Annotated in this window: 22 protein-coding genes and 1 tRNA gene; 9 read left to right on the top strand and 14 right to left on the bottom strand. The window is 60.3% G+C overall.

Features of this window, described 5'->3' with window-relative positions; all coding sequences use genetic code 11:
* Window positions 1-2: 2 nt before the first annotated feature.
* Together BM116_RS09445 and BM116_RS09440 are read right to left on the bottom strand one after the other, a co-directional pair.
* Entirely contained in the window at window positions 3-971 is a 969-nt protein-coding gene (locus tag BM116_RS09445) for a metallophosphoesterase (protein ID WP_083724203.1), read from the bottom strand.
* A gap of 1 nt (window position 972) precedes the next feature.
* Entirely contained in the window at window positions 973-1,857 is an 885-nt protein-coding gene (locus tag BM116_RS09440) for an NAD(+) kinase (RefSeq protein WP_083724201.1), read from the bottom strand.
* Window positions 1,858-1,952: 95 nt separating this feature from the next.
* On the opposite strand from BM116_RS09440, the gene BM116_RS09435 reads away from it, so the two are divergent.
* Window positions 1,953-2,855 carry a DUF1853 family protein gene (locus BM116_RS09435; RefSeq protein WP_083724199.1) on the top strand — a complete coding sequence of 301 codons (903 nt, stop codon included), beginning with the start codon at window positions 1,953-1,955 and terminating at the stop codon, window positions 2,853-2,855.
* Between the two features lie 9 nt (window positions 2,856-2,864).
* On the opposite strand, the gene BM116_RS09430 is transcribed toward BM116_RS09435, so the two are convergent.
* The gene (locus BM116_RS09430) at window positions 2,865-3,701 is read right to left on the bottom strand and encodes a hypothetical protein (protein WP_083724197.1); all 837 of its coding nucleotides are present in this window, start codon (window positions 3,699-3,701) and stop codon (window positions 2,865-2,867) included.
* Between the two features lie 214 nt (window positions 3,702-3,915).
* Complete coding sequence (locus tag BM116_RS09425; RefSeq protein ID WP_083724195.1) at window positions 3,916-5,952, bottom strand: NADPH-dependent 2,4-dienoyl-CoA reductase; 2,037 nt, start codon at window positions 5,950-5,952, stop codon at window positions 3,916-3,918.
* 164 nt (window positions 5,953-6,116) lie between these two features.
* Between BM116_RS09425 and BM116_RS09420 the strand changes: the two genes are divergently transcribed.
* Window positions 6,117-7,154 carry an AraC family transcriptional regulator gene (locus tag BM116_RS09420; protein ID WP_083724193.1) on the top strand — a complete coding sequence of 346 codons (1,038 nt, stop codon included), beginning with the start codon at window positions 6,117-6,119 and terminating at the stop codon, window positions 7,152-7,154.
* A 305-nt stretch (window positions 7,155-7,459) separates the two neighbouring features.
* Here the strand turns inward: BM116_RS09420 and BM116_RS09415 are convergent, their stop codons facing one another.
* Entirely contained in the window at window positions 7,460-8,728 is a 1,269-nt protein-coding gene (locus BM116_RS09415) for a nitrate regulatory protein (protein ID WP_083724191.1), read from the bottom strand.
* 105 nt (window positions 8,729-8,833) lie between these two features.
* Here BM116_RS09415 and BM116_RS09410 point away from each other — a divergent pair, with 105 nt between their 5' ends.
* Window positions 8,834-9,181 (top strand): DUF5064 family protein, encoded by a 348-nt coding sequence (locus tag BM116_RS09410; protein WP_083724189.1) that lies wholly within the window; start codon window positions 8,834-8,836, stop codon window positions 9,179-9,181.
* 59 nt (window positions 9,182-9,240) lie between these two features.
* Here BM116_RS09410 and BM116_RS09405 read toward each other — a convergent pair.
* Both BM116_RS09405 and BM116_RS09400 read right to left on the bottom strand, forming a co-directional pair.
* Window positions 9,241-9,317: transfer RNA gene (locus BM116_RS09405), tRNA-Asp, on the bottom strand.
* A gap of 108 nt (window positions 9,318-9,425) precedes the next feature.
* Window positions 9,426-9,983 carry an efflux RND transporter permease subunit gene (locus tag BM116_RS09400; RefSeq protein WP_217649001.1) on the bottom strand — a complete coding sequence of 186 codons (558 nt, stop codon included), beginning with the start codon at window positions 9,981-9,983 and terminating at the stop codon, window positions 9,426-9,428.
* Between the two features lie 104 nt (window positions 9,984-10,087).
* On the opposite strand from BM116_RS09400, the gene BM116_RS09395 reads away from it, so the two are divergent.
* The 3 genes from BM116_RS09395 to BM116_RS09385 all read left to right on the top strand — a co-directional run bounded on the left by BM116_RS09395 (window position 10,088) and on the right by BM116_RS09385 (window position 11,649).
* Complete coding sequence (locus BM116_RS09395) at window positions 10,088-10,720, top strand: TetR/AcrR family transcriptional regulator (protein WP_083724185.1); 633 nt, start codon at window positions 10,088-10,090, stop codon at window positions 10,718-10,720.
* A gap of 87 nt (window positions 10,721-10,807) precedes the next feature.
* On the top strand, window positions 10,808-10,981 hold the full coding sequence (locus BM116_RS09390) for a DUF2897 family protein (protein ID WP_083724183.1): 174 nt from the start codon (window positions 10,808-10,810) through the stop codon (window positions 10,979-10,981).
* A gap of 140 nt (window positions 10,982-11,121) precedes the next feature.
* The gene (locus BM116_RS09385; protein ID WP_083724181.1) at window positions 11,122-11,649 is read left to right on the top strand and encodes a DUF2058 domain-containing protein; all 528 of its coding nucleotides are present in this window, start codon (window positions 11,122-11,124) and stop codon (window positions 11,647-11,649) included.
* A 55-nt stretch (window positions 11,650-11,704) separates the two neighbouring features.
* On the opposite strand, the gene rloA3 is transcribed toward BM116_RS09385, so the two are convergent.
* Window positions 11,705-12,310 (bottom strand): retropepsin-like aspartic peptidase RloA3, encoded by a 606-nt coding sequence (gene rloA3, locus BM116_RS09380; protein WP_211276239.1) that lies wholly within the window; start codon window positions 12,308-12,310, stop codon window positions 11,705-11,707.
* Between the two features lie 300 nt (window positions 12,311-12,610).
* Here rloA3 and BM116_RS09375 point away from each other — a divergent pair, with 300 nt between their 5' ends.
* Complete coding sequence (locus BM116_RS09375; RefSeq protein WP_083724179.1) at window positions 12,611-14,245, top strand: methyl-accepting chemotaxis protein; 1,635 nt, start codon at window positions 12,611-12,613, stop codon at window positions 14,243-14,245.
* Between the two features lie 67 nt (window positions 14,246-14,312).
* Here BM116_RS09375 and BM116_RS09370 read toward each other — a convergent pair whose 3' ends face one another.
* The gene (locus tag BM116_RS09370) at window positions 14,313-15,632 is read right to left on the bottom strand and encodes a Na+/H+ antiporter family protein (RefSeq protein WP_083724177.1); all 1,320 of its coding nucleotides are present in this window, start codon (window positions 15,630-15,632) and stop codon (window positions 14,313-14,315) included.
* A 151-nt stretch (window positions 15,633-15,783) separates the two neighbouring features.
* Between BM116_RS09370 and BM116_RS09365 the strand changes: the two genes are divergently transcribed.
* Complete coding sequence (locus tag BM116_RS09365; protein ID WP_083724175.1) at window positions 15,784-16,383, top strand: NADPH-dependent FMN reductase; 600 nt, start codon at window positions 15,784-15,786, stop codon at window positions 16,381-16,383.
* 220 nt (window positions 16,384-16,603) lie between these two features.
* Window positions 16,604-17,821 carry an OprD family porin gene (locus BM116_RS09360; protein ID WP_083724173.1) on the top strand — a complete coding sequence of 406 codons (1,218 nt, stop codon included), beginning with the start codon at window positions 16,604-16,606 and terminating at the stop codon, window positions 17,819-17,821.
* A gap of 400 nt (window positions 17,822-18,221) precedes the next feature.
* Here the strand turns inward: BM116_RS09360 and BM116_RS09355 are convergent, their stop codons facing one another.
* From BM116_RS09355 to clpP, 5 genes are all read right to left on the bottom strand, one after another.
* On the bottom strand, window positions 18,222-20,111 hold the full coding sequence (locus tag BM116_RS09355; RefSeq protein ID WP_235846727.1) for a SurA N-terminal domain-containing protein: 1,890 nt from the start codon (window positions 20,109-20,111) through the stop codon (window positions 18,222-18,224).
* A gap of 222 nt (window positions 20,112-20,333) precedes the next feature.
* The gene (gene hupB / locus BM116_RS09350; protein ID WP_065336085.1) at window positions 20,334-20,606 is read right to left on the bottom strand and encodes a nucleoid-associated protein HU-beta; all 273 of its coding nucleotides are present in this window, start codon (window positions 20,604-20,606) and stop codon (window positions 20,334-20,336) included.
* A gap of 212 nt (window positions 20,607-20,818) precedes the next feature.
* Entirely contained in the window at window positions 20,819-23,218 is a 2,400-nt protein-coding gene (gene lon, locus BM116_RS09345; protein ID WP_083724171.1) for an endopeptidase La, read from the bottom strand.
* A 176-nt stretch (window positions 23,219-23,394) separates the two neighbouring features.
* The gene (clpX, locus tag BM116_RS09340) at window positions 23,395-24,678 is read right to left on the bottom strand and encodes an ATP-dependent Clp protease ATP-binding subunit ClpX (protein ID WP_083724169.1); all 1,284 of its coding nucleotides are present in this window, start codon (window positions 24,676-24,678) and stop codon (window positions 23,395-23,397) included.
* Window positions 24,679-24,833: 155 nt separating this feature from the next.
* Window positions 24,834-25,475 (bottom strand): ATP-dependent Clp endopeptidase proteolytic subunit ClpP, encoded by a 642-nt coding sequence (clpP, locus tag BM116_RS09335; RefSeq protein WP_083724167.1) that lies wholly within the window; start codon window positions 25,473-25,475, stop codon window positions 24,834-24,836.
* Window positions 25,476-25,546: the final 71 nt, after the last annotated feature.

Below are 25,546 nucleotides of genomic sequence, written 5' to 3'. Positions count from 1 at the left end.
CTTCAACTCATTTGCGGGACTTCGACCCAGACAAAGTGATCGCGTTCCAGACGCGTTTCTCCACTCCAGCGATAGGCCACCAGTTTGCCGTACTTCACAGCGCTGTAATCCAGGCAGGCCAGATTGGGGCGAATTGGCTGTGGCGTACCCTGCTGCCAGTAATGGCCGACAAACAGTAGCGGGTCGTGGGGCTGATAGATCATCAGCTCGGCCTTCTGCTGTTCGGTGAGCGGCTTTTCCGCCACCGGCTCAGGCAGCGCATCGGGCTGAAACACCACATCGCCGTAAGTTTCTGGTGCCTCCTCCCAGAACTTGGTGCGGAAGAAGGCGCGGGTAAAGCCGTCTTTCCCTGTCATGGTGATGCCGTGCGGCAAACGCATGTCGGTGCCACGCAGCAGGCGGTCCAAGGTTTGCGCGGGAAAGCTGCCCCAATGGGCCGAGGCAATCAGAAACTCGTCGTCAATGCGGCCGTCCGGGTAGTCCTGGCGCAGCGGCTCGATCAGGCTGCTGTCCCAGCAGGCGTGCACCAGCCTGAACGGGCCCATATCCAGAAACAGCGGCAGATCGCCGAACCACTGTACAAACTCCCGCCACTCCTGCGGCCAGGGGTCGAATTGCGCCAGGGTGTCGCCAATCAGGCGGTGATGCCGCTCGGTGTGCTCGCGCAGGTAGCTGCGCCCGCTGCCGGGTGGTGCAGGCGTTTCCCAACAAATGGCGTTGAACTCGTGATTGCCCATGATGCAGCGCGCATGCCCTGCTTCAACCATGTCGCGCACCAGGTGCAGAGCCTCACGAATACGCGGGCCACGATCAATAATGTCGCCTAGAAACAGCGCCTGCCTGCGTGGGTGCTGCCAGACGCCATTCAGCCGGCGGTAGCCCATCTGCTCCAGCAGGCGTTCGAGGGTATGCGCGCAGCCGTGCACATCACCAATGATGTCATAGCCCCGGTCAAGCTCTGCGTCGCTCACCTTACTGCTCCGTCAGGCGGCTGGACCAACCGAGTTTGCTGCGGCAAATGGCGTAGAAGTTGTGATCCAGCGGATGCAAAAGGCGCAGCTTCTGCGGTTTCTTGCGGATGGTAATGCTGTCGCCGGGCGCGCAGGACATGTGCACCTGACCATCACAGCTGACCTGCGGATAGATACCGCTCTGCTTGGAAATGATGATCTTCAGCTCGCTGTTGCCATCAACCACGATCGGGCGGCTGGACAGGGTGTGCGGAAACATCGGCACCAGCACCACGGCATCCAGCTTGGGATGCATGATCGGCCCGCCGGCCGACAGCGAGTAAGCGGTTGAGCCGGTGGGCGTGGCGACAATCAGCCCGTCCGACTTCTGGCTGTAGACGAACTGGCCGTCGACATAGAGCTCAAACTCGATCATCCGCGCCGACTTGCCCGGGTGCAGCAGCACATCGTTCAGCGCTTCACTGGTGCCCAGTTGCTCCTCGCCACGGCGCACAAAGGCGTCGAGCAGAAAGCGCGTTTCGACCATGTACTTGCCGGCCAGCACCTCGCCTACGCGGGCTTCGAGTTCATCTGGCGGAATATCGGTCAGAAAGCCCAGGCCGCCACGGTTCACGCCCAGCACCGGGATGTTGTAGCGGCACAGTGCACGCGCGGCGCCAAGCAAGCTGCCATCGCCGCCGACCACAATCACCAGATCGCAGATCTCGCCCATCATCTTGCGTGAACAGACCTGCTGCTGGTGTCCGGGCAGCAGTTCCGCTACCGCGTCTTCCAGAATAACGGTGTGCCCGGTGTCGAGCAGAAAGCGCTTGAGCCGCTTGAGGGTATCGACCACGCGCCCGCTGCCAAGACGTCCAATGAGACCGATGTTGCGGAACTGATCCATACCACCCCTTTGCGTTCGTCTGTGAGATGCCCGAGACTGAGGGCACGCGCCGATTATTCCGCAGCCAGCTGTGACTGGCAAATACGGGAGCCGCGATGCCACCGCGTTTTCACAATCCGCTTGTCCGCGACCTGGCCTGGGTAGCCGCCAGCCCGGCGCTGCTCGACCGCCAGTTATTACCCATGCGTGACCCGCTGCAGGACTCTATCTGGCGCCAGGACCCGGACCAGCTCTGGCATGAGCTGAACGCACTGGACGAAGCCCCGCATCGCCTGGCCGAGCTGTTCAGCGATTCGCCAGACCGGCGCCTTGGCAGCCACTACGAGCGCCTATGGCACGCCCTGCTGACGCTTGCGCCGGATACGCGCATTCTGGCGCACAATATCGCCTTGCGCCGTGGCGCTCACACGCTGGGGGAGATTGATCTGGTGATGCAGGCGGCCGACGGCGCCATCGTGCACCTGGAGTTGGCGGTCAAGTTCTACCTGGGCCGCGCCGACCTGCACAACCCGCAGCAGCATTGCAGTGACCCGCAGCACTGGTGGGGCATTGATACCCGCGACACCCTGGCCCACAAACTGGCGCGTCTGACCCAGCATCAACTGCCGCTCAGTCAGCGCCTGCCAGAGCTAGCTACCGCCCATCGCGCGCTTCCGCTGCCCGAAGTCGCGGCCGCCTGGTTGCAAGGCGGTTTGTTCACCCCGCTGGATCAGCCAATGCCGCTGCCAGCAGGCGGACTGGCACCGCCCAAGCCCCTGCACTGGTGTCCCGTGCACGCACTGAAGACGCTACCCGCACACTCGCGCTGGCTGCAGCTGCCGCATAAGGAATGGTTGATGCCACCGCCAGCTGACACTAGCGAAACGCTTAGCCCATCGGCCATGCGTGCGCTCTGCCTGCGCCTGGGGCGGTATCGGGCGCGCATGTTCTGTGCCGCGGAAGATGACAGCCTGAGCGCCGAACGGCTGCTCTGCGTGGATGACGCCTGGCCCGCCTGAGCGGCCAGACTACTCGATATCGGTGGATGAGCGGCTTTGCGCCTTGCTCAGTTCACGCTTGAGGTTGGCGTTCACCTTCTGCTGCTGGGCCAGCTCCTGCTTGATGTCCAGCAGCTCACCCTGCACGATTTCCAGATGTTCGGCGTGGATACCGCGCAGCTCCACCAGCGCCTGCTCCTTCTCCAGCGTCAGCGCACGCAAGCGGTTGTTGAGCAGCTCGATCTGCTGGCGATACTCGCGCACCTCCCTGGTGTGCTTTTCCTGCTGGGCCTGCGCTTCTTCGGCCACCGCCGCTTCTGCGGCCACGCCACCAATAACATTGCCACCGCCGTACCAGGCGTCCTCGGCAGCGATATTGAGCCGCTCGGGCGAGATCACCCCCAGGGCTTCCTCGTCTTCACCGAGAATGCCCAGCGAGTTGCGCGCTACGGCGTCCTTGACCAACGCCAAATCGTTGGTACCGGCGCGCTGACCGGGCTTCCAGAGCATGGGCCGATACTGCGGCTGCTTGTTGTAGCCCAGGCAAACCAGGCGGATGGGCCCGCCGCCCATGTCCGGCCCGCGCTCAGCGCGCTCGGCAATCTGGCGCAGCGGCATATTCCACAGGCGATTGACGTAGCCGTCGAGGTCAAAATCCAGGGTAAAAAAGACTGCGGCACGCACCTGCAGCCGAGCGTTGATCTGCAAAAAAACCGCTTCCACGGTTTCGTCGGCGAAGTCGGGGGAGGCAACCAGGCCATCCAGCAATGCCTCGAACTCGGGGAACAGCATTTCCTTGCTGATCCCTCGTTCGGAAAAGAACATGACCGCTTCGGTCAGTAACGGCTTGGCTACCGTGCTCATCATTCAGTCTCCTCGCCCTGCAGCGGCTTGTCCCTATGCGGGACATAGCTGTCCCTGATCCCTCATCAGTCTCACAGTGTAGGCAAAAGGTTCCATGTCGTGTGTGACCGACTTGGCAAGGGACCGGCAGGCGCCGCTGAGATCAAGCCGAAAAAGCCGAATCCGTCGCACTTTTTGGTAGCTGACACCCCACTGCGAGGTATCAGCTACCGGCGCGTCAGATAGCTGCAGCCAAACGCGAACCCTGATCGATGGCGCGTTTGGCATCCAGCTCGGCCGCCACATCGGCACCGCCAATCAGGTGCACATTCTTGCCGGCGGCAACCAGGCCGTCCTGCAGCTCGCGCAGCGGCTCCTGACCGGCGCACAGAATGATGGTATCGACCGGCAGCACTTTAGGCTCGCCATTCTCGCCAATGCTGATGTGCAGCCCTTCGTCATCCACCTTCAGGTAATTGACCGAGTTCAGCATCTGCACCTGCTTGCTCTTAAGGCCCGCACGGTGAATCCAGCCAGTGGTCTTGCCCAGGCCGTTACCCACCTTGCTAGTCTTGCGCTGCAGCAGGTAAACCTCACGCGCCGGCGGATGCGGCTGCGGCTTGACGCCGGCGATACCGCCGCGGGCTTCCAGGTTCGGGTCGATACCCCACTCTTTCCAGAACAGATCAATGTCCTGGCTCGGGCTGGTGCCCTGATGGGTGATCATCTCGGACACATCAAAGCCGATCCCACCAGCGCCGATTACAGCCACCTTCTGGCCGACCGGCTTACGCTGCAAAATGGCGTCCAGATAGCCGATGACTTTCGGGTTGTCGATGCCCGGGATATCCGGCGTGCGCGGCACGATACCGGTCGCCAGAATCACTTCATCAAACTCGGTCAGATCAGCGGCATTGACGCGGCGATTCAACTCCAGCTTCACGCCCGTCTTCTCGATCCGCTTGCCGAAGTAACGCAGAGTCTCGTAGAACTCCTCCTTACCCGGTACCAGCTTGGCGATATTGAACTGGCCACCGATCTGGTCCGCCGCATCAAACAGGGTGACGTTGTGCCCGCGCTCGGCAGCAACGGTCGCAGCCGCCAGACCCGCCGGGCCAGCGCCCACCACGGCGATGTTCTTCACCTGGGTGGTTGGAATGAAGTTCAGCTCGGTCTCGTGACAGGCGCGCGGGTTGACCAGACAGCTGGTCAGCTTGCCGCCAAAGGTGTGATCCAGACAGGCCTGGTTACAACCGATACAGGTATTGATTTCATCAGCGCGGCCGGCAGCAGCCTTGTTGACGAACTCCGGGTCGGCCAGGAACGGGCGCGCCATGGAGATCATGTCAGCAGCACCATCGGCCAGCAGCTGGTCAGCCAGCTCCGGCGTGTTGATGCGGTTGGTGGTCACCAGCGGGATAGACACCTCACCCTTGAGCTTGGCCGTGACCTTGGCGAAGGCACCGCGCGGCACCTTGGTCGCGATGGTCGGAATGCGCGCTTCGTGCCAGCCGATGCCGGTATTGATGATGGTGGCGCCGGCCTTCTCGATGGCCTTGGCGAGCATAACGATTTCATCCCAGGTGCTGCCGCCTTCCACCAGATCGAGCATCGACAGGCGATAGATGATGATGAAGTCGGTGCCTACCGCTTCACGCACACGGCGTACGATCTCGACCGGCAGGCGCATGCGGTTTTCGTAGCTGCCGCCCCAGCGGTCGGTGCGCTTGTTCACATGGGCAACCAGAAACTGGTTGATGAAGTAACCTTCTGAGCCCATCACCTCGACACCGTCGTAACCCGCTTCTTTGGCCAGCGTGGCGCAACGGGCAAAGTCAGAAATCTGCTTCTCGATCCCGTCCTCGTCCAGCTCCTTGGGGGTGAACGGGTTGATCGGCGCCTGCACGGCGCTGGCGGAAACCTGCTTGGGGCTATAGGCGTAACGGCCGGCGTGCAGAATCTGCATGCAGATCTTGCCGCCTTCAGCGTGCACGGCGTCGGTAATAACGCGGTGCTCGGCAGCCTCTTCCGGCGTAGTCATCTTGGCCGCACCCTGAGCCACACAACCTTCCTCGTTCGGGCCGATGCCTCCGGTCACGATCAGACCAGCCCCGCCCCGTGCGCGCTCGGCAAAGTAGGCCGCCTGGCGGTTAAAGCCGTTGGGGCGCTCTTCCAGCCCAGTGTGCATGGAGCCCATCAGGGTGCGGTTGCGCAAGGTGGTGAAGCCCAGGTCCAGCGGGGCCAGCAGGTGCGGATACAGGGTTTGTTCGCTCATCGGTTACTCCGGCGTCGTCATCAGGTACGGCGCTCGGATACATGCCCGGCGCCTGTTTGTGAGCAAAACAATAGGCCCGCTCGCAGCGCCGCTCAATAACCTAAAGTGACACTTTAATAACGGCAAATTACACTACAACATCTCCCCCTGTCGCGGACGACGCCATGAAACTGGGTGATATTTCGGTCGGCTACCTGCTGGCCTTGCGCGAAGCGATACAGCGCTCAGGACTTGACCCGACGCCCTTGCTGGCACGTTTTCGTATAGATGATGCCCTGCTCGCCCAGCCCCATGCGCGCATCAGCATTGCCCGCTTCATGCGCCTGGGTAACGCGGCCATCCGCTATACGCGCAACCCGGCCATCGGCCTGACCATGGGCAGTTGCAGCCAGCTCAGTCACCTCGGACTGGCCGGCATGACAGCCCAATGCGCGCCAACGCTGGAAGAGGCCTTTGCCACGCTGGTCGAATTCGAGCTGCTTGGCAGTCAGAACTACCGGGGGCATTCCAGCTTTGAGCCGCCGGCGCTGCGCTTTTATTCGATCAGCCCGTACAACATGTTCAACCTGTTTGTGGTGGACTCGGCGCTGGCGGCACGCGCCCATGCCGGACGCGTCCTGACAGGCGGACAGGCGCGACTGCGCGAGGTGCATATCGAGTTTCCCGCACCGCCCTACGCTGCCCGCTACGACGAGGTGTTCGGCTGCCCGGTCCACTTTGAGCAACAGCACAACCAACTGGTCTGGGAGCCTCGCAGCCTGTCGCTGCCATTGACGCAAAGTGCAGCCGGCACCTACGCACATCTGCGCGAGCTGTGCAGCCAGCAGCTGCGCGAGCTGACGCGACACCGCGGTCTGCGCGAGCGCGTCGAAAGCCTCGTGGCGCCGCGCCTGGACGGCCAACCACCGGCACTGCCTGCGGTTGCCGAACACTTGGGCATGACCGCCTGGACACTACGCCGACGCCTGCATCACGAAGCGCATACCACCTTCCAGCAGATACTCGACGAGATGCGCCGCGACCTGGCGATCAGCTATATACGCGATACCGAACTGGCGTTGGGCGAGGTAGCTTACCTTTTAGGGTTTTCATCACCCGAGGCGTTGCAGAGGGCTTTCAAACGCTGGACTGGCTCACCGCCCGGCAGCTACCGCAAAGAGCTGCTGGAGGCGAACAGAATAGAGAAGGAAATACAGAGTTAAAACAGAGGGATAAAGCAGAAAGTAAAGAAAACGCGCGAAGAGGTTTTACATCTCTTCGGCGTCTTCTACATCGTCGTCCCATTGCTGGGATTGCAGTTCAATAAGTTCTTCTACGTAATCGTTCATGCGACGCTCCTGTCGTTTTTAGGGTTCCAGCCGACGCTACCGCGCCAGCATGACATTCAGATGAATAATGACGGTACAAGTTCCCCTGCGCCTTGATCTACGTCAGCCTGGGCGCCCTATCAGAGCGCGCCGCGCACCAAAAAAAGCATAGCGCGCACCGTGACGGAGCACGCAAGGCATCACGACGGCTTGCGCTGGCTACTATGCTCAAGCACCGTGCGCGCCACCTCGGCCAGCCGCTGCCCACGCTCCATCGCCGCATTCTGCAAGGTGCGATAGGCCTCTTCTTCGTTCAAACCATGCTGGCTCATCAACAGGCCCTTGGCGCGCTCGACCAGCTTGCGCTCATTCAGCGTTTCACGGGCCTGCTCCAGCTCATCCTGCAACTGCTGCAAACGCTGGGTCTGATCGTGCAAGGCGTCCAGCAGCGAGCGATTAACCTCACCACCAGGCGCCTCACCGGGCAGCGCCTGCAAGTCGGTGGCCTGCACGTTGTACAGCCGGGGCGCGCCCTGCCCTGCGTCCCGGTCAAGCTGATCAAGTTGGCGCAGCAGCCGGCGCTGGTTATCCAGATCGGCCTTGGCCTTGCGGGTCTGCTGCGCACACAGTTGCTGTAAACCGTCAGCGAGCTGGTCTTCAATCTGCTTCATGGTGTCCATGCGAGCGCTGGTGAGATCAAACCACAGGTCACCCAGTTCGCCCTGTACCCGCTGGGCAGAGGTGGTACGCACCGCCACCTGCCGCAGGCGCTCTATCTGCTCGACCAGCTCGGCGCCGCACAGCTGCTCCCACGCCGTACGCGCCACATCGTCAGCCGACTCGGTAAAACTCTCGAAGCAGCGCTGCTGCCCATCCTGCAGAAAGCGCAGCCGATCCTGCAGCGTGGCATCAAAGAAACCCGCCATAAAACCGGCCACCCCGGTAGCCCGTTCCTGCCCGGCCAGCTCCTTGCCCTGCATGAAGTTGAACAGGGCAGCCAGTGCGCGGGTTACACGGGGGTCTACAGCGGTATCTGCCGCCTCGAATACCACCGCCAGCAATGCGGCAACCAGGCGCGAGAACTGTCGCGTTGCCTCGCTGGCCGTCACGGTTTCCTCGCGCACGCGCTGGCGCAGGCCCGGCAAGCCGTCGAGGGCATGCAAGGCGTAGGCGATGCGGGTATACAGCTGCGCCTTATCGGCGCTGGTACTGTCTTCCAGATCAATCTGGCCCAAGGCACCGCGCACAACCTGTTCCTGCTCGCGCGCCTGCTGGCTGAGCTCATCCAGCATCTTCACGTGAGTCGCCGCCTGCCCGCCGAGGCAGAAATTGGAGTATCCGCGCTCGCGCTGCAACGCATGGACCAGCCGACTTACCTGGACCACCAGGGCACAGGTGACCGATAGCGCCTGCAACGCCTGCATTTCGCTGCGCCGCGCCGCCAGCATAAAGTCCAACGCCGATGTCATAGTCCATCCTCTGCCAATCACCTGTGAGATTCAGCAAGAGGCATGCCAGCAGCCGCGTTGACTGCCAACGCAACCGGTCTAGGCTGACTGCAAGGAGGACACCTCATGTTCGAGCCAGGTCATCTGCATATCAGCCGAGTTCAACTGCTGCCTACCGACACGGGCTACAGTCTGGACATTCGTTACAGCGTCGATACCCAGCGCAGCGGCGTAGACTTTGTTGTCGAGGGGGAGATAAACCAGCAGGCAGTGCACGAAAACTTCAGCCTGCCACGCGATACCGCCTTTAACTTTGCCAGCAACATTGATCATCTGCTGCGCCGTCACGGCGTGCTCACACGGGAATTCATGTCACTGTCGGCGCACCAGGAGTATGACGCGATGTTTGAGGATATTCGCGCCCGGCTGGACGCTTGGAACGGCGAGGCAATTGACCCGGATCACCTCGCCTGAGCATCCGCAAGACAAAAGCAAAAAAGCCCTGACTCTTGCGAATCAGGGCTTTTGCGAAATGGCGCAGCGGACGGGACTCGAACCCGCGACCCCCGGCGTGACAGGCCGGTATTCTAACCAACTGAACTACCGCTGCGCATAGATCAGAGAACAACCTGTTTAGGGGTTTGGGCTAGCGCCCTGTCCGTCTGAACTGGGGCGCATTTTATCGATTCCGCCAACGGAGTCAAGCACTTGCGTGCGTTTATTTAAAAATATCTGCAGGCACCTGCGTCACCTCCCCTGTCGGCTGTTGCCTTGGGCGCAACGCCAAACGACATACCGCCGGCACCACCAGCAGCGTCAACACGGTTGAGGCCAGCAAACCGGAGATAGTCGCCCAGGCCATCGGCGGCCAGAGGGTCGAGCTGGACAGCGCCAGGGGCAGCAATCCGGCAATAGTGGTCGCCGTGGTCAACAGGATCGGCCGGGTACGCCGCAGCACTGCCTCGGACACCGCAGCATCGATATCCAAGCCGCTGGTCAGGCGCTGATCCACCACGTCAATCAACACAATTGCGTTATTAACCACGATACCCACCAGCGCGATCACCCCAAGCAATGACTGAAAGCCGAATGGCGCACCCGACAGCACCAGCCCCGGCAGCACGCCTGCAGCTGCAACCCGTATCGGCACCGCCTGCGAGGCTGCGCCGCTCTCAGGCGCGTTGGTACGGCAACCAACCAGCCCCAGCACTGCAACCGCCAGCACCCCGGCCTTATACCGCGCCGGTAAACCTTGCCAAATCGATGCGCTGAACATCATCCTGCTCCTGAAGTGAATCGCCTTATTAACACCCTGTCAGACACTGACACTCTGTCAATAACTGGCAAAATGTTTTTAATGCACCATCAACGGGAGACCAGATGAGTTCCGCTGAACGCCGAGAGAAGGAAAAACAGGAGCGCCGCGAGAGCATCCTGAACAGTGCCGAGCAAAGCTTCTTCGGCAAGGGCTATGACCGCACGTCCATGGACGACATTGCCAAGGGCGCCCAGCTGAGCCGCGCCCTGCTCTATGTCTATTTCAAGGACAAGGCCGCCATCATGCGCGGCGTCATGCTGCGCGCCGGCTACGCACTGCTGAATGAGTTTCGCGCAGCCAGAGATGCCGGCGGCAGCGGCCTGCAACAACTGGAACGCATGGGCCAAAGCTATTACCGTTTCAGCCTGGAGCAGCCCGATTACTTCGACGTGCTGACCAACGCCAGTACCTTTGCCCACCTGATGGAATCGGATGAGCAGACAGAGGATATGGAAACCTGCAGCGCCCTGACCATGGGCTGCATGGTCGACTCACTGGAAGCCGGCGTGACCGACGGCAGCCTCAGCCGCGAGCGCATCAGCGACCCGATGGTCACCGCCTACTATCTGCGTGGCGCACTGCACGGCATCATTCTGCAAACACGGGAGCAAGGCGTCTGCGTCGCCGGTCAGCCCGACCCGGCCGCGCTGTTCGAGTACACCATCATGATGTTCAACCAGTCGCTGCGTGCCTGACCACAAGGCACCAACCATCTGTGCGCACTTGCCATCGCTGCAGGGGGCACGCATGATGAAGTCACATGCTCAACAAGGAGTGACACCATGCCCTGGTACGGCTGGCTGTTCATGGCCCTGGCGCTTGGCAGTATCGTTGGCAGCCTGTTGCTGCTGCGCGACAACGCCGGCAGCAACCGGGTAAGCCCCGAAACCATCGCCAAGGTGAAAGCCCGCGAGGCGCAGCTCAAACGCGAAGATGCCGAAAACGACGCACGCTGAACAGCGCGTACGCCTCGCCCTGTTGCGGTTGAGCGAAACGGCAACAGACCCTAGACTAGGCGCCTCTCAACGCCAGCCCGCTGGCATGCTGTCAACCCGGTGCGTCACCGCGCGCCTCATCACGATGATTGTGGCAACTCATGGTCAACTCACTGCAAGCCCAACTGCTCAAGGCCGGACTGGTCGACGAGAAGAAACTCAAGCAGGCGCAGCGCGCCAAGAAAAAGCAGGCCAAGGCGCAGCCAGCCGGCGAGAAAGCGCCCAATACCGCACAACAGGCCCGCGAGCAGAAAGCGGCCCGCGACCGTGAGCTGAATCAGCAGCGCGAGGCCGAGTCGGCGCGCAAGGCAGCTGAAGCCCAGGCCAAGCAGATGATTGAACAGGCGGTGGTCGAGCGCACCGGAGGCGAAACACCCTACCAGTTCGTCGCCAAGAACAAGATCAAGAAGATTCACGTCACCGAAGAGCAGTTTGGCCTGCTCAGCCGGGGCCGTCTGGGCATCACGCGCCTGTCAGGCGGCTTTGTCCTGATCCCGGTAGAAGTGGCTGAGAAGGTACGCGAACGCGCGCCGCACTGGCCGGTGCATGTGGCCGAGGTCAGCAAGCAGCCCGTGGCTGAGGATGACCCTTATGCCGCGTATCAGATCCCCGATGATCTGATGTGGTAAGCGAGCAAAGCGCGATAAAAAAGGGGCTGCCTGAGCGGGCAGCCCCTTTTTTCTGTCAGGCCTGAGAGTCGTCTGTCTCGCCTGTCTCGTTGTCAGCGCCCTCTTCTTCGCGCTGCTGCTGGCGGCGACGCTCTTCATCAATCTGCTCCTGCGAGCAGTTGGGCTTGTGCATGAAGGTCTCGGAGACATCGATCAGGCCGATGTGCGCGATGGTGCGGCGGCCAATCAGTACCGGGTAATTCATCTCTCCCCGGTCACGCAGGGAAAATTGCTCCTCGTACACCTGGTCGCCCATGCAGATGGACATCTTGACCACCGGCCGACGCTCGGAGCCGCCTGCACCGCGTACCAGGATGCGCCGAAATACCGGGCGCTCAAAATGCAGGGTTACCTGCTCGCCGGTGTCCACATCCTCGACCGGCACGTCATACCGCACCCAGTCGTTACCGCGATGGCTGAACTCTTCCATGTTGACTGCGTGCATCGACGAGGTAAGCGCACCCGAGTCGACCTTGATCTTGACCGCCGTGTACTCTGGCAGGATCAAGCCCTTTTCAATCCAGCCAACCACCCGCGGTTCATCGGCCTGCGCCATTGAGCCTGCCGTAACCGTGCACAGCAGACCTGCGCACAGACCAACCACCTTGAACATTGACCGCATGAGAAACCCTTATAAACAAAATCAGCGAATAGACCATCAGCGATGGCGCAGCGCGTTTATACCAGCGTAGCCGGTAAAACACGCGCTTTGTTTTATGAGAAAAGATCACAGAAATGCATTGTGGGTTGCAACCCCTGCCCGCTTAGAGTCAAATCGCCATCACAGGTGACGGAAAATTACCGCTCAGGTTTTGACGTATGCAGCCGACACACTGATAACACTGTAACGCGCTCGAAGGACCTTGCCAGCGCGGTCGCAGGCATAACAAGAAATATTTCACTCAGCGGGTGGAGGTTGTAAATGAAGCTGTTGCGCAACATTCGTATCAGCCAGCGGATCTGGCTGATCCTGATTATTGCACTGGTCAGTACGCTCACTGCCGAAGGGCTGTCTCTCTCCCACCTGCACAAGGAAATCCGCCAAGCGGAAATCACCAAGGCGACCCACCTGGTCGAGGTGGCCCACGACCTCATGGCCTTCTATCACCAGAAAGAGCTGAACGGCGAACTGACCGGCGAGCAGGCCCGTCAGCAGGCGCTCGCCGCGCTGGCCGCAGTCCGCTACGGCGGCAACGAGTACTACTGGGTCAATGACATGAACAACATCATGATCATGCACCCGCTGGCGCCGCAAACCGTTGGTACCGACCTGACCACCATGCGCAACACCGAAGGCGTCAACGTCATATCGGAAATGGTCCAGCTTGCGCGCAGCAAGGGTACCGCCAGTTTTGAATATTCCTGGCCCAAGCCCGGTGAAGAAGACGGCTCCGCCAAGATCGCCGCCTTCAAGCACTTCAAACCCTGGGATTACATGATCGGCACAGGCATCTATGTCGACGCCATGCAGGCCAAGCTCCGCACCGCCGTGATCAGCTCGGTCATACTCAGCGCGGTGGTGGTGCTGGCCATGTTCCTGCTGCTGTTCATTATTGGTCGCAGCATCTCGCAACCGCTGGACAAGATCGTCAACGCAATGCGTGATGTGGCCAGCGGCGAGGCAGACCTGACCCGCCGCCTGGATGACAACGCCAAGGACGAGCTGTCGCAGATTGCGCACTACTTCAACCGCTTCAACCGCAATCTGAGCGAGATCATTCAGCAACTCGGTGACAGCGCACGCCAACTGATCAGCTCCAGCCACCAGCTTGACGAGATCAGCAACAACAGCCTACGTGACATGACCCGTCAATCCGAGCGCATGGAACTGATGGCCACCGCCATCAATGAAATCACCTACGGCGTACAGGATGTTGCGCAGAACGCCAACGCCGCAGCCGGAGAAGTTGAAAAGGCCAATCAGGGGGCAGACAACGGCCGCGCCCAGGTTGATCGCACCATCGGTGAAATCAAGCAGCTGTCGAGCAGCGTCAGCACTGCGGTCGAGCACATGGAAACCCTGTCCAGCGATGCGCAGGAGATCACCTCGGTACTGGATGTGATCCGCAACATTGCCGAACAGACCAACCTGCTCGCTCTGAACGCCGCCATTGAGGCAGCCCGTGCAGGTGAGATGGGCCGCGGCTTTGCCGTGGTGGCCGATGAGGTGCGCAACCTGGCGCAGCGTACCCAGCAGTCGACCGAAGAAATCCACAACATGATCAGCAAGCTGCAGACCAACACCCAGACGGTGGTCAGCGTGATCAACGAGAGCAGCCGTCACTCGCAGGCCAGCGTTGAACAAGTCAATGAAGCAGGCGCCGCGCTGGAGCAGATTGCCCAGTCCATGCAGCAACTGGTGGCCCTGAATGCCTCCATTGCCAGCGCCACGACTCAGCAGTCCACCGTGGTGGAAGACGTTAACCGCAACGTGACCGAAGCTGCCGAGCTGGCCCGCGAAACCACCGACGGCGCCCGTGAAACCGCCCAGGCCGGCCAACACCTGGCAAGCCTTGGCCGCCAGATTGACGAGTTGATCAAGCGCTTCCGGGTGTAATCAGCGCCCGACAAAAAAGCCCCGAGCAGCCTTGGCTACTCGGGGCTTTTTCATTCCGGGACGGCGATCAGAGCACCAGCACCGCCAACCAGCCAAAGGCAATCAACGGCAAGTTGTAATGCAGGAACGTCGGCACCACGGTGTCCCAAATGTGGTTGTGCTGCCCGTCCACATTCAGGCCCGCAGTCGGCCCCAGAGTAGAGTCGGAAGCAGGTGAGCCCGCATCGCCCAATGCCGCGGCGGTACCCACCAGAGCAACAATGGCGGCTGGGCTGAAGCCCAGTTGCATGGCCAGCGGCACGTAAATCGCGGCAACAATCGGAATGGTCGAAAACGATGAGCCGATGCCCATGGTGATAAGCAAACCCACCAGCAGCATCAACAGCGCCGCCAGCGCGCGGTTGTCACCAATCATGGCGGCAGAACTGTCGACCAGCGTCTTGATGGCTCCCGTCTCACGCATGACCTCGGCAAAGCCGGCGGCGGCGATCATGATAAAGCCGATCATAGCCATCATCTTCATGCCTTCGGTGAAGACATCATCTGCTTCTCGCCAGCGCACCACACCAGACAGCGAGAAGATAACGAACCCCGCTAGTGCGCCCATGATCATCGAATCCAGCCACAGCTGGATGATAAAGGCCGCAGCCACTGCAACCAGCGCCACCAGCAGTGACAGACTGTTATAGCGGGTGCCGGTGCGCTCTACCTCGCTGATCAGGCTTTGATCGTAGTCGCGTGGCTTACGGTAGCTGATCAGCACCGCTACCAGCAGACCGGCCAGCATGCCCAGCGCAGGCAGCGCCATGGCGTGCATGACGTTGACACCTTCGATGGAGGCACCGCTTTCAGCTACGTTGGCCAGCAGAATGTCATTCAGGAAGATGCCACCAAAGCCGACCGGCAAGAACATGTAGGGCGTAATCAGGCCGAAGGTCAGCACACAGGCCACCGCCCGGCGATCCAGTCGCAGACGCGCCATGACAAACAGCAGCGGCGGCACCAGCAACGGGATGAACGCAATGTGGATCGGCAAGATGTTCTGCGACGAAATAGCCACCGCCAGCAACACCAGCAGCATCATCAGCTTGAGCAAGCCGCCACTGCTGTCGCGTCGACTGTCGACCAGAGACAGGCCCTTATCGGCAAGCGCATGGGCCAGCCCGGACTTGGCAATAGCCACCGCAAAGGCACCCAGCAGTGCATAGCTCAGCGCAATATTGGCGCCCTTGCCCAGGCCCGCCTGGAAGGTACTCAGCGTGGCCTCCAGCCCCAGCCCGCCCAGCAAACCGCCGGTCAGCGCTCCAATGATCAACGCGACAACCACATGCACCCGGCACAGGCTCAGAACCAGCATCACGGCTACCGCCGCCACCACAGCATTCATTGTGGACTCTCCCAGAAAACAGGCGTTGGCACCGATTCGGCGCCCCGAAGGCCGCGTACTCTGCCCCACTCGCCCGGCCCTGTCAAAAGCCGCTGACCAAAGGCCGCCAACACGTTGTACAGTAGCATCCCGTCAACCAACAGGACTCCCCATGCAGAACGTCGCGATTGTCGCCGGCAGCAGCCGCAGCGATAGCCAAACCAGCAAGGTTGCTCATTTCATCAAGCAGACACTGACCAGCCACCACGGCCTGGACGCAAACGCCGTATCAGTCATTGACCTGGGCAAACAACCGCTCCCGTTGTGGCCCGATGACAACGCAGATGCCTGGCCCGCACACGAGCAGCTCCTTAGCGCAGCCGACGCCGTCATTATCCTTGCGCCGGAGTGGCACGGCATGGCCTGCCCGGCCATCAAGAACTTCTTCCTGTATGCCAGCAAGGCGCAGCTGGCCCACAAGCCGGCGATGCTGGGCAGCATCTCGGCAGGCGTTGGCGGTGCCTTCCCGATCAGCGAGCTGCGTGCATCCAGCTACAAGAATTGCCGCCTGTGCTATATCCCTGAACACCTGATCGTGCGCGACGTAAACCACGTACTCAACGGGGTAGAAGCCGAGTCCGAGGCTGATCAGCGCCTGCGCGACCGCCTGGCTTACAACCTGGATATTCTGCTGGGCTACAGCCAGGCACTGGCCGGCATACGCGACCAGATCGACATGAGCATCCCGGCGTTCACCAACGGCATGTCCTAAAGGTTTGGTTCGCCAGCCCGTTACTGACGGCCTATTAGACTAAAGTCAGGCGCCGCCGCCACACGGCGGCGCCACAGCTCAAGATCAAGGCTTTGCAGCCCCCTCCCCGCTGAACGCGACAAGACAGTTTGATGACAGTTCGACCATGGTCGTAAGGCCAAGGAACGAGCCGCATGCTTTATTTTCTCCGCGCCACCCAAATCACATCAGGAGAATAACAATGAAGCATGTGACGCCCCTTGCGCTCGCCGTCGCGGCAGCGCTCGCCTGTGGACACACCCAGGCGGCTGGCTTTGCCGATGACGCCAGCGCCTCACTGCAGCTGCGCAACTTCTACTTCAACCGCGACTTCCGCGATCCCGGCGCCCAGTCCAAAGCCGAAGAATGGGCCCAGGGCTTTATCTTCAAGGCCGAATCCGGTTACACCGAAGGCTTTATCGGCTTTGGTGTCGATGTCTACGCCGGTCTCGGCGTCAAGCTGGATTCCGATGATCAACGCGCAGGCTCCGGTCTGCTGCCAAACAGTTTTGGCGACGAAGGCAAAGACAGCTACAGCGAGGCTACCGCCGCAGTCAAGGCGCGGATGTCCAACACCGTGCTCAAGGTCGGCGGCTTGATGCCCAAACTGCCCGTGGTTAGTTCCGGTGACTCACGCCTGCTGCCACAGAGCTTTACCGGTGCCAGCCTCTCGGTCAGCGAGATCGAGAACCTGGACATTCAGGCCGGTCAGCTGCGTGAGGTCAACTACCGCAACAGCAGCAACCGCGAAGACATTCGCTCCACCGTCGGGGGCGCCTCAGACCGCTTCAACTTCCTGGGCGGCACCTACGCGTTCAACAGCAAGAACACCACGGTGGGTCTGTGGCGTGCAGAGCTGCAGGACGTTTACGGCCAAAACCTGATCAACCTGATTCACAGCCAACCCGTCGGCGACTGGAAGCTGGGCGCCAATCTGGCCTGGTTTGACACCAGCGACGACGGCAACCAGCCGCTGGACATCGACAACGAGCTGACATCGATCACCCTGTCTGCGGCCACCGGTGCACATACCTTCCGCGTTGGTTACCAACACAGCGATGGCGATACCGCCTTCCCCTACCTGGCCGAGACCGACCCCTACGTCGTCAACTATGTGCAGATCCTCGACTTTACCCGTGCCAACGAGAAGTCCTGGCAAGCGCGCTACGACATCAACTTTGCCTCACTGGGTATCCCTGGCCTGAGCGCCTTCACCCGTTACGTCAGCGGTGACAACTTTGATGTTGGCGGCAGCGAAGGCAGCGAATGGGAACGTGATATCGACGTCAGCTACACCGTTCAGACCGGCACCTTCAAAAACCTGGCCGTGCGTTGGCGTAACGCCATGGTCCGCTCCGACGCGACCCGCGACATCGACGAAAACCGCCTGATCCTCAGCTACAGCTTTGCGCTGAAATAGCTCCGCTCCATCCAGGCAAGCCCCCCCCCCAGAGACAGCCTGGATTTGAGCCGGCACCGCGCCCCGATGCGGTGTCGGCTTTTTTTATGGCGCATCACCCAGCCGGCCGGGAAACACGCGGCCGATCGCCATGTCACACCAAACAACACCGCCTACCACCGCCAAGCACGCCAACCTGTAGAGCGGGCCAAGCCAAAGGCATGTCCGCGCCGCACCGCTTGAGCGCCATTACAGCAAGCTTTGCCCCAACCAACAGAACATGCGCACTCCCACCTGTGTAGCCAGGCCGGATCACCAGCGACGTTTCAGGCAGCCTGCGGCGTGCTCTCGATCCCAAACCACCGTGCGTCAGACACAAAAAAAGGCGCCGAAGCGCCTTTTTCCGTTAACGCACTCAACATCAATGGCGTTCAATGTCCGCCTCAGTGCGCAGTTGCTGCTGGGCAGCAGCAAAGTCCTGCTCACCTGTCTGACCGGCAACAAACAGAGCGTACTGGTCCGGTGCGCCCGCCGCTGACTGAACGTCTTCAGCCGTGGCAACACCACGCAGCGAGACCAGCCAGTAACCGCCAGCCGGCTTCTTGATGCTGGTATAAACCGGCTGCTCGGCGGTGGGCTTGGGCAGCGCGAAGACCTGACGCAGCAACGCCGGCTCGATATCGCGTTCAGCGCGGCTGGCTGCCTCATGCACCTGCCACTCTGCCGCCAGGCGCTCTGCTACCGCGTCGGCGTCAGTCGCCTGATCACGCAGCTCACCAGCCAGCGCCTCGGCACGCTCGGCTGCTGCCTGCTCAGCCTTGTTGAAGGCCAGCTGCTCGCGAATCTCGGTGCTGACATCCGCCAGCGGACGCTGGGCGGGCTCCAGATGCTCCTTGACGCGCACAACGGCAACGGTATCGGCATCCAGCTCAATCAGCTCGCTGTTGAAGCCATTTTTCAGGACATCGTCGCTGAAAGCCGCATTCATTACTTTGGGGTTAGCGGCCAGGCCGTCACCACCAAGGCGCTCAACCGGGCCCAGGGTTTCCACAGTCAGACCCAGCGCGGCAGCGGGCTCAGCAAGGTCAGGCGCCTCATGGGCCAGGTTAGCCAGCTCCTGGGATGCCTCAACAAAGCTGCGCTCGACTTGTTCGACCTTCAGCTCCTGCACCAGCTCTTCACGCATGGAATCCAGCGTAGGCACTTCCGGCGCTTTCAGGTCTGTCAGCTTGATCAGGTGGTAACCGTAGCTGCTGCGTACCGGCGCAGATACTTCACCCGGCTGCAGCGCGAACAGCGCCTCATCAAAGGCATCATCAAAGCTGCCCTTGACGATGTAACCCAAATCACCGCCTTCACGCGAGCTACCAGAGTCATCAGACACATCCGCAGCGACAGTGGCAAAGTCTTCGCCGGCTGCAATACGCGCAGCAGCGGACTCGATCTTCTCCTTGGCTGCCGCGTCGTCATCAGCCACTTCGACCAGAATGTGCGAAGCGCGGCGCTGTTCGGCCAGGTTGCCAATTTCGCGCTGATACATTTCTTCAACGGCCTGCTCGTCAATCTGCACCTGATCAAAGAAGCTGGCACGCTTGAGTGTCAGCGTTTCCAGCACCACCTGCTCCGGTGTCATGAACTGGCTGGCGTTCTCGTTGTAGAAAGCCTCAATCTCAGCATCGCTCACCTCGGCGTTAACATCGCCCACCGGGATCTCGATGACCGCAAAGTCACGGGTCTGGTTTTCCAGCGCGACCAGCTGTTGACGCTCTTGCGGCGTGGCGAACGCAGTCGCTTCATAGCCGTTGCGATACTGGGTAATCATCAATTGCTGACGGACCAGATCGCGGAACGCCATACGCGAGGGCATACCCATATTGCGGATCACAACGTCAAAGCGGTTGGCGTCAAACTTGCCGTCAACCTGAAAGTCCGGCGTGGACAGAATCAGTTGATCGATCATCTGATCGGAAACCTGGAAACCGGCCTCTTCAGCGCCCTGCAGCAGCACGGCGCGCTCAATCAAGCCGTCGAGCACAGACGTGCGCAGGAAGGCGTCATCGATCATGCTGGGGTCAAACTGGTTGCCCATCTGTTGCAACTGCTGAATCAGCTGACGCTTCTGCAGCGCCACGGCCTGTTCCAGCTCAAGCTTGGAAATGGCCTGCCCGTTGACCTCGGCCGCCGTCTCCGCATCACTGGTGAAACGGCTGATGGACTCCCATCCGGTCAACGCGAAAATCAGCACAATGACGCCTACGATCACCTTAGCGACCCAGCTTTGCGCATTGTCCCTCATTGTTTGCAGCATCATTCCCCCGAAATCTTGTCTGCTAGCTGCGACTTTAAGGCCCAGGATTGCCACCGAAATCGGCGTCGTCTTTTTTGTTTTGCCCAACAAAAAAGGCGCATCGAGGTGATGCGCCTTTCTGCTAACTGTCGGAACCGGATTGTGATGCCGTCTCAGGCCGCCAGGTCACCGGTCCCGCATGCACGTCAACGCAAGCGCGGACATGCCATCAGATCAGGGACGCTATTAGTTAACGGCGTCCTTGAGAGCCTTGCCAGCCTTGAAGCTGGGAATCTTGGCTGCGCTGATTTCGATCGGCTGACCAGTCTGCGGGTTACGACCAGTGCGAGCAGCGCGCTCTTTAACGGCGAAAGTACCGAAACCTACCAATACCACGGAGTCACCATCCTTCAGTGCACCGGTAACGGAATCGATGACGGCGTCCAGAGCACGACCGGCAGCAGCTTTAGGAATATCGGCGGATGCAGCGATGGCATCAATCAGTTCAGACTTGTTCACTCTAAGTCCCCTTATCTAGTTCAACGAGTAGTTAGTCATTATGTAAGCTTTTGGTCTTAGCAAAGCTGTGGCCAGTCAGCATACCTGCTTTAGGTCGAAGCCGCTTTATAGCAAGCGGTCAAAAACCATGTCAAGGAGTGTGCCTGCGGCGACCCTAGGCCGATTGGCGATGCTTCCTGAGGGAAGCGAACCGCCACTCGACCCGGATAAGATCAATGAGTACTGATGCGTCCCTGTTCATCAGTCTCGCGATTGTCATCCTTTGCAACCATCTCTTCAACCCCTTCTTTTAAGGGCTCCGGCTGGTATTGCAGCGCAATCTGCAACACCTCGTCAATCCATTTTACCGGCTTGATATCAATGTTTTGGCGAATTTTCTCAGGAATCTCTTTCAGATCACGCACGTTGTCATGGGGAATCACTACGGTGCGGATGCCACCGCGGTGAGCAGCCAGCAGTTTTTCCTTCAAACCACCAATGGGCAGCACCTGACCACGCAGGGTAATTTCACCGGTCATGGCCACATCGGCGCGCACCGGAATGCCCGTCAGGGCCGACACCAACGCGGTACACATGCCGATACCGGCACTAGGGCCATCCTTGGGCGTCGCCCCTTCCGGCACGTGAATATGGATGTCCTGCTTCTCATGAAAATCCGCGGCAATACCCAGACTAGCAGCGCGGCTGCGCACCACGGTGAGCGCTGCGCTGATCGACTCCTGCATGACGTCACCCAGCGAGCCGGTCTTGATCTGACGGCCCTTGCCTGGCACCACTACGGCCTCGAGACTGAGCAGCTCACCGCCCACCTGAGTCCAGGCCAGACCGGTTACCTGACCCACCTGATCGGCCTCTTCGGCCAGCCCGTACTTGAACTTGCGCACGCCCAGATAGTGCTCAAGCAGCGCCTCGTCGAGCACCACCGGCTTGGGTTTGCGCTCTCCTGCCTGCTCCTTGACGACCTTGCGGCACACCTTGGCGATCTGACGCTCCAGGCCACGTACACCGGCCTCGCGGGTGTAGTAGCGAATCAGGTCGCGCAGGGACTCCGGCGTGAAGGTCAGCTCGTCCTTTTTCAGACCGTTGTTCTTGATCTGCTTGGGCACCAGGTAACGCTGGGCGATGTTGATCTTTTCATCCTCGGTGTAACCCGGGATGCGGATGATCTCCATCCGGTCCATCAGCGGCGCCGGGATATTCATCGAGTTTGAGGTGCAAATGAACATCACATCCGACAGGTCGTAGTCGACCTCCAGATAGTGATCGTTAAAGGCGTGATTCTGCTCGGGGTCCAGCACCTCCAGCAGTGCCGAGGCAGGGTCACCGCGCATGTCCTGCCCCATCTTGTCGATTTCATCGAGCAGGAACAGCGGGTTTTTCACCCCTGCCTTGGTCATCTTTTGAATCAGTTTGCCCGGCAGCGAACCGATATAGGTCCGACGGTGACCACGGATCTCGGCTTCGTCACGCACGCCGCCCAGCGCCATACGAACAAACTCGCGGTTGGTGGCTCGCGCCAGGGACTCACCAAGCGATGTCTTACCTACGCCCGGAGGGCCTACCAGACAAAGCACAGGGCCTTTCAGCTTGCGTACGCGCTTCTGTACCGCCAGATACTCGAGAATGCGCTCCTTGACCTCTTCCAGGCCATAGTGATCGTTCTCCAGCACCTTCTCGGCGCGCGCAATGTCGTGCCGTACTTTGCTGGCCTTTTTCCACGGCACGGCCGTCAGCCAATCAATGTAGGAGCGCACGACGGTGGCCTCGGCCGACATCGGTGACATCATCTTCAGCTTATTCAACTCGGCATTGGCCTTGCTCAGGGCCTCTTCGGGCATGCCGGCGTTGTCGATCTTGCGGCGCAGCTCGTCAAACTCGCCCTCGCCTTCGTCCAGATTGCCCATCTCCTTCTGGATGGCCTTCATCTGTTCGTTCAGGTAGTACTCGCGCTGGCTGCGCTCCATCTGCTTTTTGACGCGCCCACGGATGCGTTTCTCGACCTGCAGCAGATCGATCTCGCCATCCAGCACACCGAGCACATGCTCAACGCGGTCGCGCAGCGGCAGAATCTCGAGAATCTTCTGCTTCTCGTCCAGCTTGAGCGACAGATGCGCCACCATGGTGTCGACCAGGCGGCCCGGCTCATCGATGCTGGACAGCGAAGACACCACCTCGGCGGGTACTTTTTTACCCAGCTGCACAAACTGCTCGAACTGGCTCATCAGGCTGCGCACCAGCACTTCGGATTCGCGCTCGTCCAGCACGCCCTCCTCCAGCAGTTCGATCTCGGCGCTCTGGTAGCCCTCAACCTCTTCCAGCTCAACCAGCCGAGCACGCCGCTCGCCCTCAACCAGCACCTTGACGGTGCCGTCAGGCAGTTTCAGCAGCTGCAGGATGGTTGCCAGGGTACCAACGTCGTAAAGCGCGTCGCGGCCCGGATCGTCGTCACTGGCGTCACGCTGCGCCACCAGCAGCACCTGTTTGTTCCCGGCCATGGAGGCTTCAAGGGCCTGGATGGATTTGTCACGCCCGACAAACAGCGGGATGACCATGTGCGGATAGACCACTACGTCGCGCAGCGGTAGAAGCGGATATTCAGCGGGAGTCGTCATGGCAGAGGCTCGCTTGAAGAGGGGTGGCCGTAACGGCAGCACCGAAACAGGACGGGTTCATGCTTTCAAGATGGGGGCAGCCCCAGGAAATTACAAGCTCGGGGCAATCGATTAACGCAACACAATTGCCACAAAAAGCAAAACGCCGCCTGGCGGCGGCGTTCTATTAACGCAGATCAGTCTTCCGGCACAGCTTTGGGCGGTTGCTCCGGCGTCTGATAGATCAGCAGCGGTTGGGCGTCGCCATTGATGACGTTCTCATCAATGACCACCTTGCTGACGTTCTCGGCAGACGGGATCTCGTACATGGTTTCCAGCAGCACGCTTTCCAGAATGGAACGCAGGCCACGGGCACCGGTCTTGCGCTCCAATGCGCGGCCAGCAATCGCCTTGAGCGCATCAGTGCGGAATTCCAGCTCCACTTCTTCCATATCGAACAGACGAGCGTACTGCTTGGTCAGTGCGTTCTTCGGTTCGGTCAGAATCTGGATCAGCGCGTCCTCGTCCAGTTCGTTGAGGGTAGCGATGACCGGCAGACGACCGACAAACTCGGGAATCAGACCAAAACGCACCAGGTCATCCGGCTCGACGTCTTTCAGGGTGTCACCGACCTTCTTGCCGGCGTCTTTGCTGCGTACGCTGGCGTTGAAACCGATACCACTCTTCTCGGAGCGATCACGGATAACCTTTTCCAGACCGGCAAAAGCACCGCCACAGATGAACAGGATATTGCGGGTATCGACCTGCAAGAACTCCTGCTGCGGATGCTTGCGACCACCCTGCGGCGGCACCGAAGCAACCGTACCCTCGATCAGCTTGAGCAGCGCCTGCTGAACGCCTTCACCGGATACATCGCGGGTGATGGACGGGTTATCGGACTTGCGCGAAATTTTGTCGATCTCGTCGATGTAGACGATACCCATTTGGGCCTTCTCGACATCGTAATCGCACTTCTGCAGCAGCTTCTGAATGATGTTCTCGACGTCTTCACCCACGTAACCGGCTTCGGTCAGGGTGGTGGCGTCAGCAATGGTAAAGGGCACATTCAGCAGACGGGCCAGGGTTTCGGCCAGCAGCGTCTTACCGGAACCGGTCGGGCCGATCAGCAGGATGTTGCTCTTGCCCAGCTCGACTTCGTCTTTGCCCTGGCGCTGATTGAGGCGCTTGTAGTGGTTGTAGACCGCTACCGACAGCACCTTCTTGGCGCGTTGCTGACCAATCACGTATTGATCAAGGATCGAGCAGATTTCTACCGGCGTCGGCAGCTTTTGCTGGCTGCTTTCAGCCTGGCTTTCCTGTACTTCTTCGCGAATGATGTCGTTGCACAGATCAACGCACTCATCGCAGATAAACACGGAGGGGCCGGCAATCAGCTTGCGCACTTCATGCTGGCTCTTGCCGCAGAAGGAGCAATACAGCAGCTTGCCGTTGTCGTCACCCTTCCCAGTCATATCGGTCATCGAAAACCCCTACTCTAGAATCGCTCTTGTAACAAAGATGGGGGCAACATGCCCACATTGCAAGTGCGACCCGATCAAACTTGTACCGGCGGCATCTGGCCACGACGAGTTGCACGTCAGCAGCCAGAAAGGCGCGTGCTCCGGTCTCTGCGGCCTTACTCGGCGCTGGTGCGCGACTCCAGCACCTTGTCGATCAGACCATATTCCACTGCTTCGGTGCCGCTCATGAAGCGATCACGATCAGTGTCTCGCGCAATCACGTCCAGCGGCTGCCCGGTATGGTCAGCCAGCACCTTGTTCAGGCGCTCACGGATGAAGAGGATTTCACGAGCGTGAATCTCGATGTCCGAAGCCTGACCCTGGAAGCCGCCCAGCGGCTGGTGGATCATCATGCGTGCGTGCGGCAGACAAAAACGCTTGCCCTCGGCACCGCCAGCCAGCAGCAAGGCGCCCATGCTGCAAGCCTGACCAATGCACAGGGTGCTGACGTTGGGCTTGATGAACTGCATGGTGTCGTAGATCGCCATACCAGCGGTCACCGAGCCACCCGGCGAGTTGATATACAGGTGAATGTCCTTGTCGGGATTTTCCGACTCAAGGAACAGGAGCTGCGCCACGACCAGATTGGCCATGTAGTCTTCCACCTGACCCACGAGGAAGATCACGCGCTCTTTCAGCAGTCGAGAGTAGATATCGTAGGAGCGCTCCCCACGGGCAGACTGCTCGATCACCATCGGGACCAGGCCGCCGGCGGCCTGCACTTCTGGGGGCAACTGCATAAAGCTGTTTTGGGTCATGGATCTCTGTAACTCCGAATATGCGTGTCGCAAAAACGCGCAAGCCAGCCCGAAGGCTGGCTTGCGTTGAC

It is taken from the genome of Halopseudomonas pachastrellae, assembly GCF_900114765.1.
In the GTDB taxonomy this organism is placed as follows: Bacteria; Pseudomonadota; Gammaproteobacteria; order Pseudomonadales; family Pseudomonadaceae; genus Halopseudomonas; species Halopseudomonas pachastrellae.
This window is presented reverse-complemented; position numbering and strand designations above follow the sequence as displayed.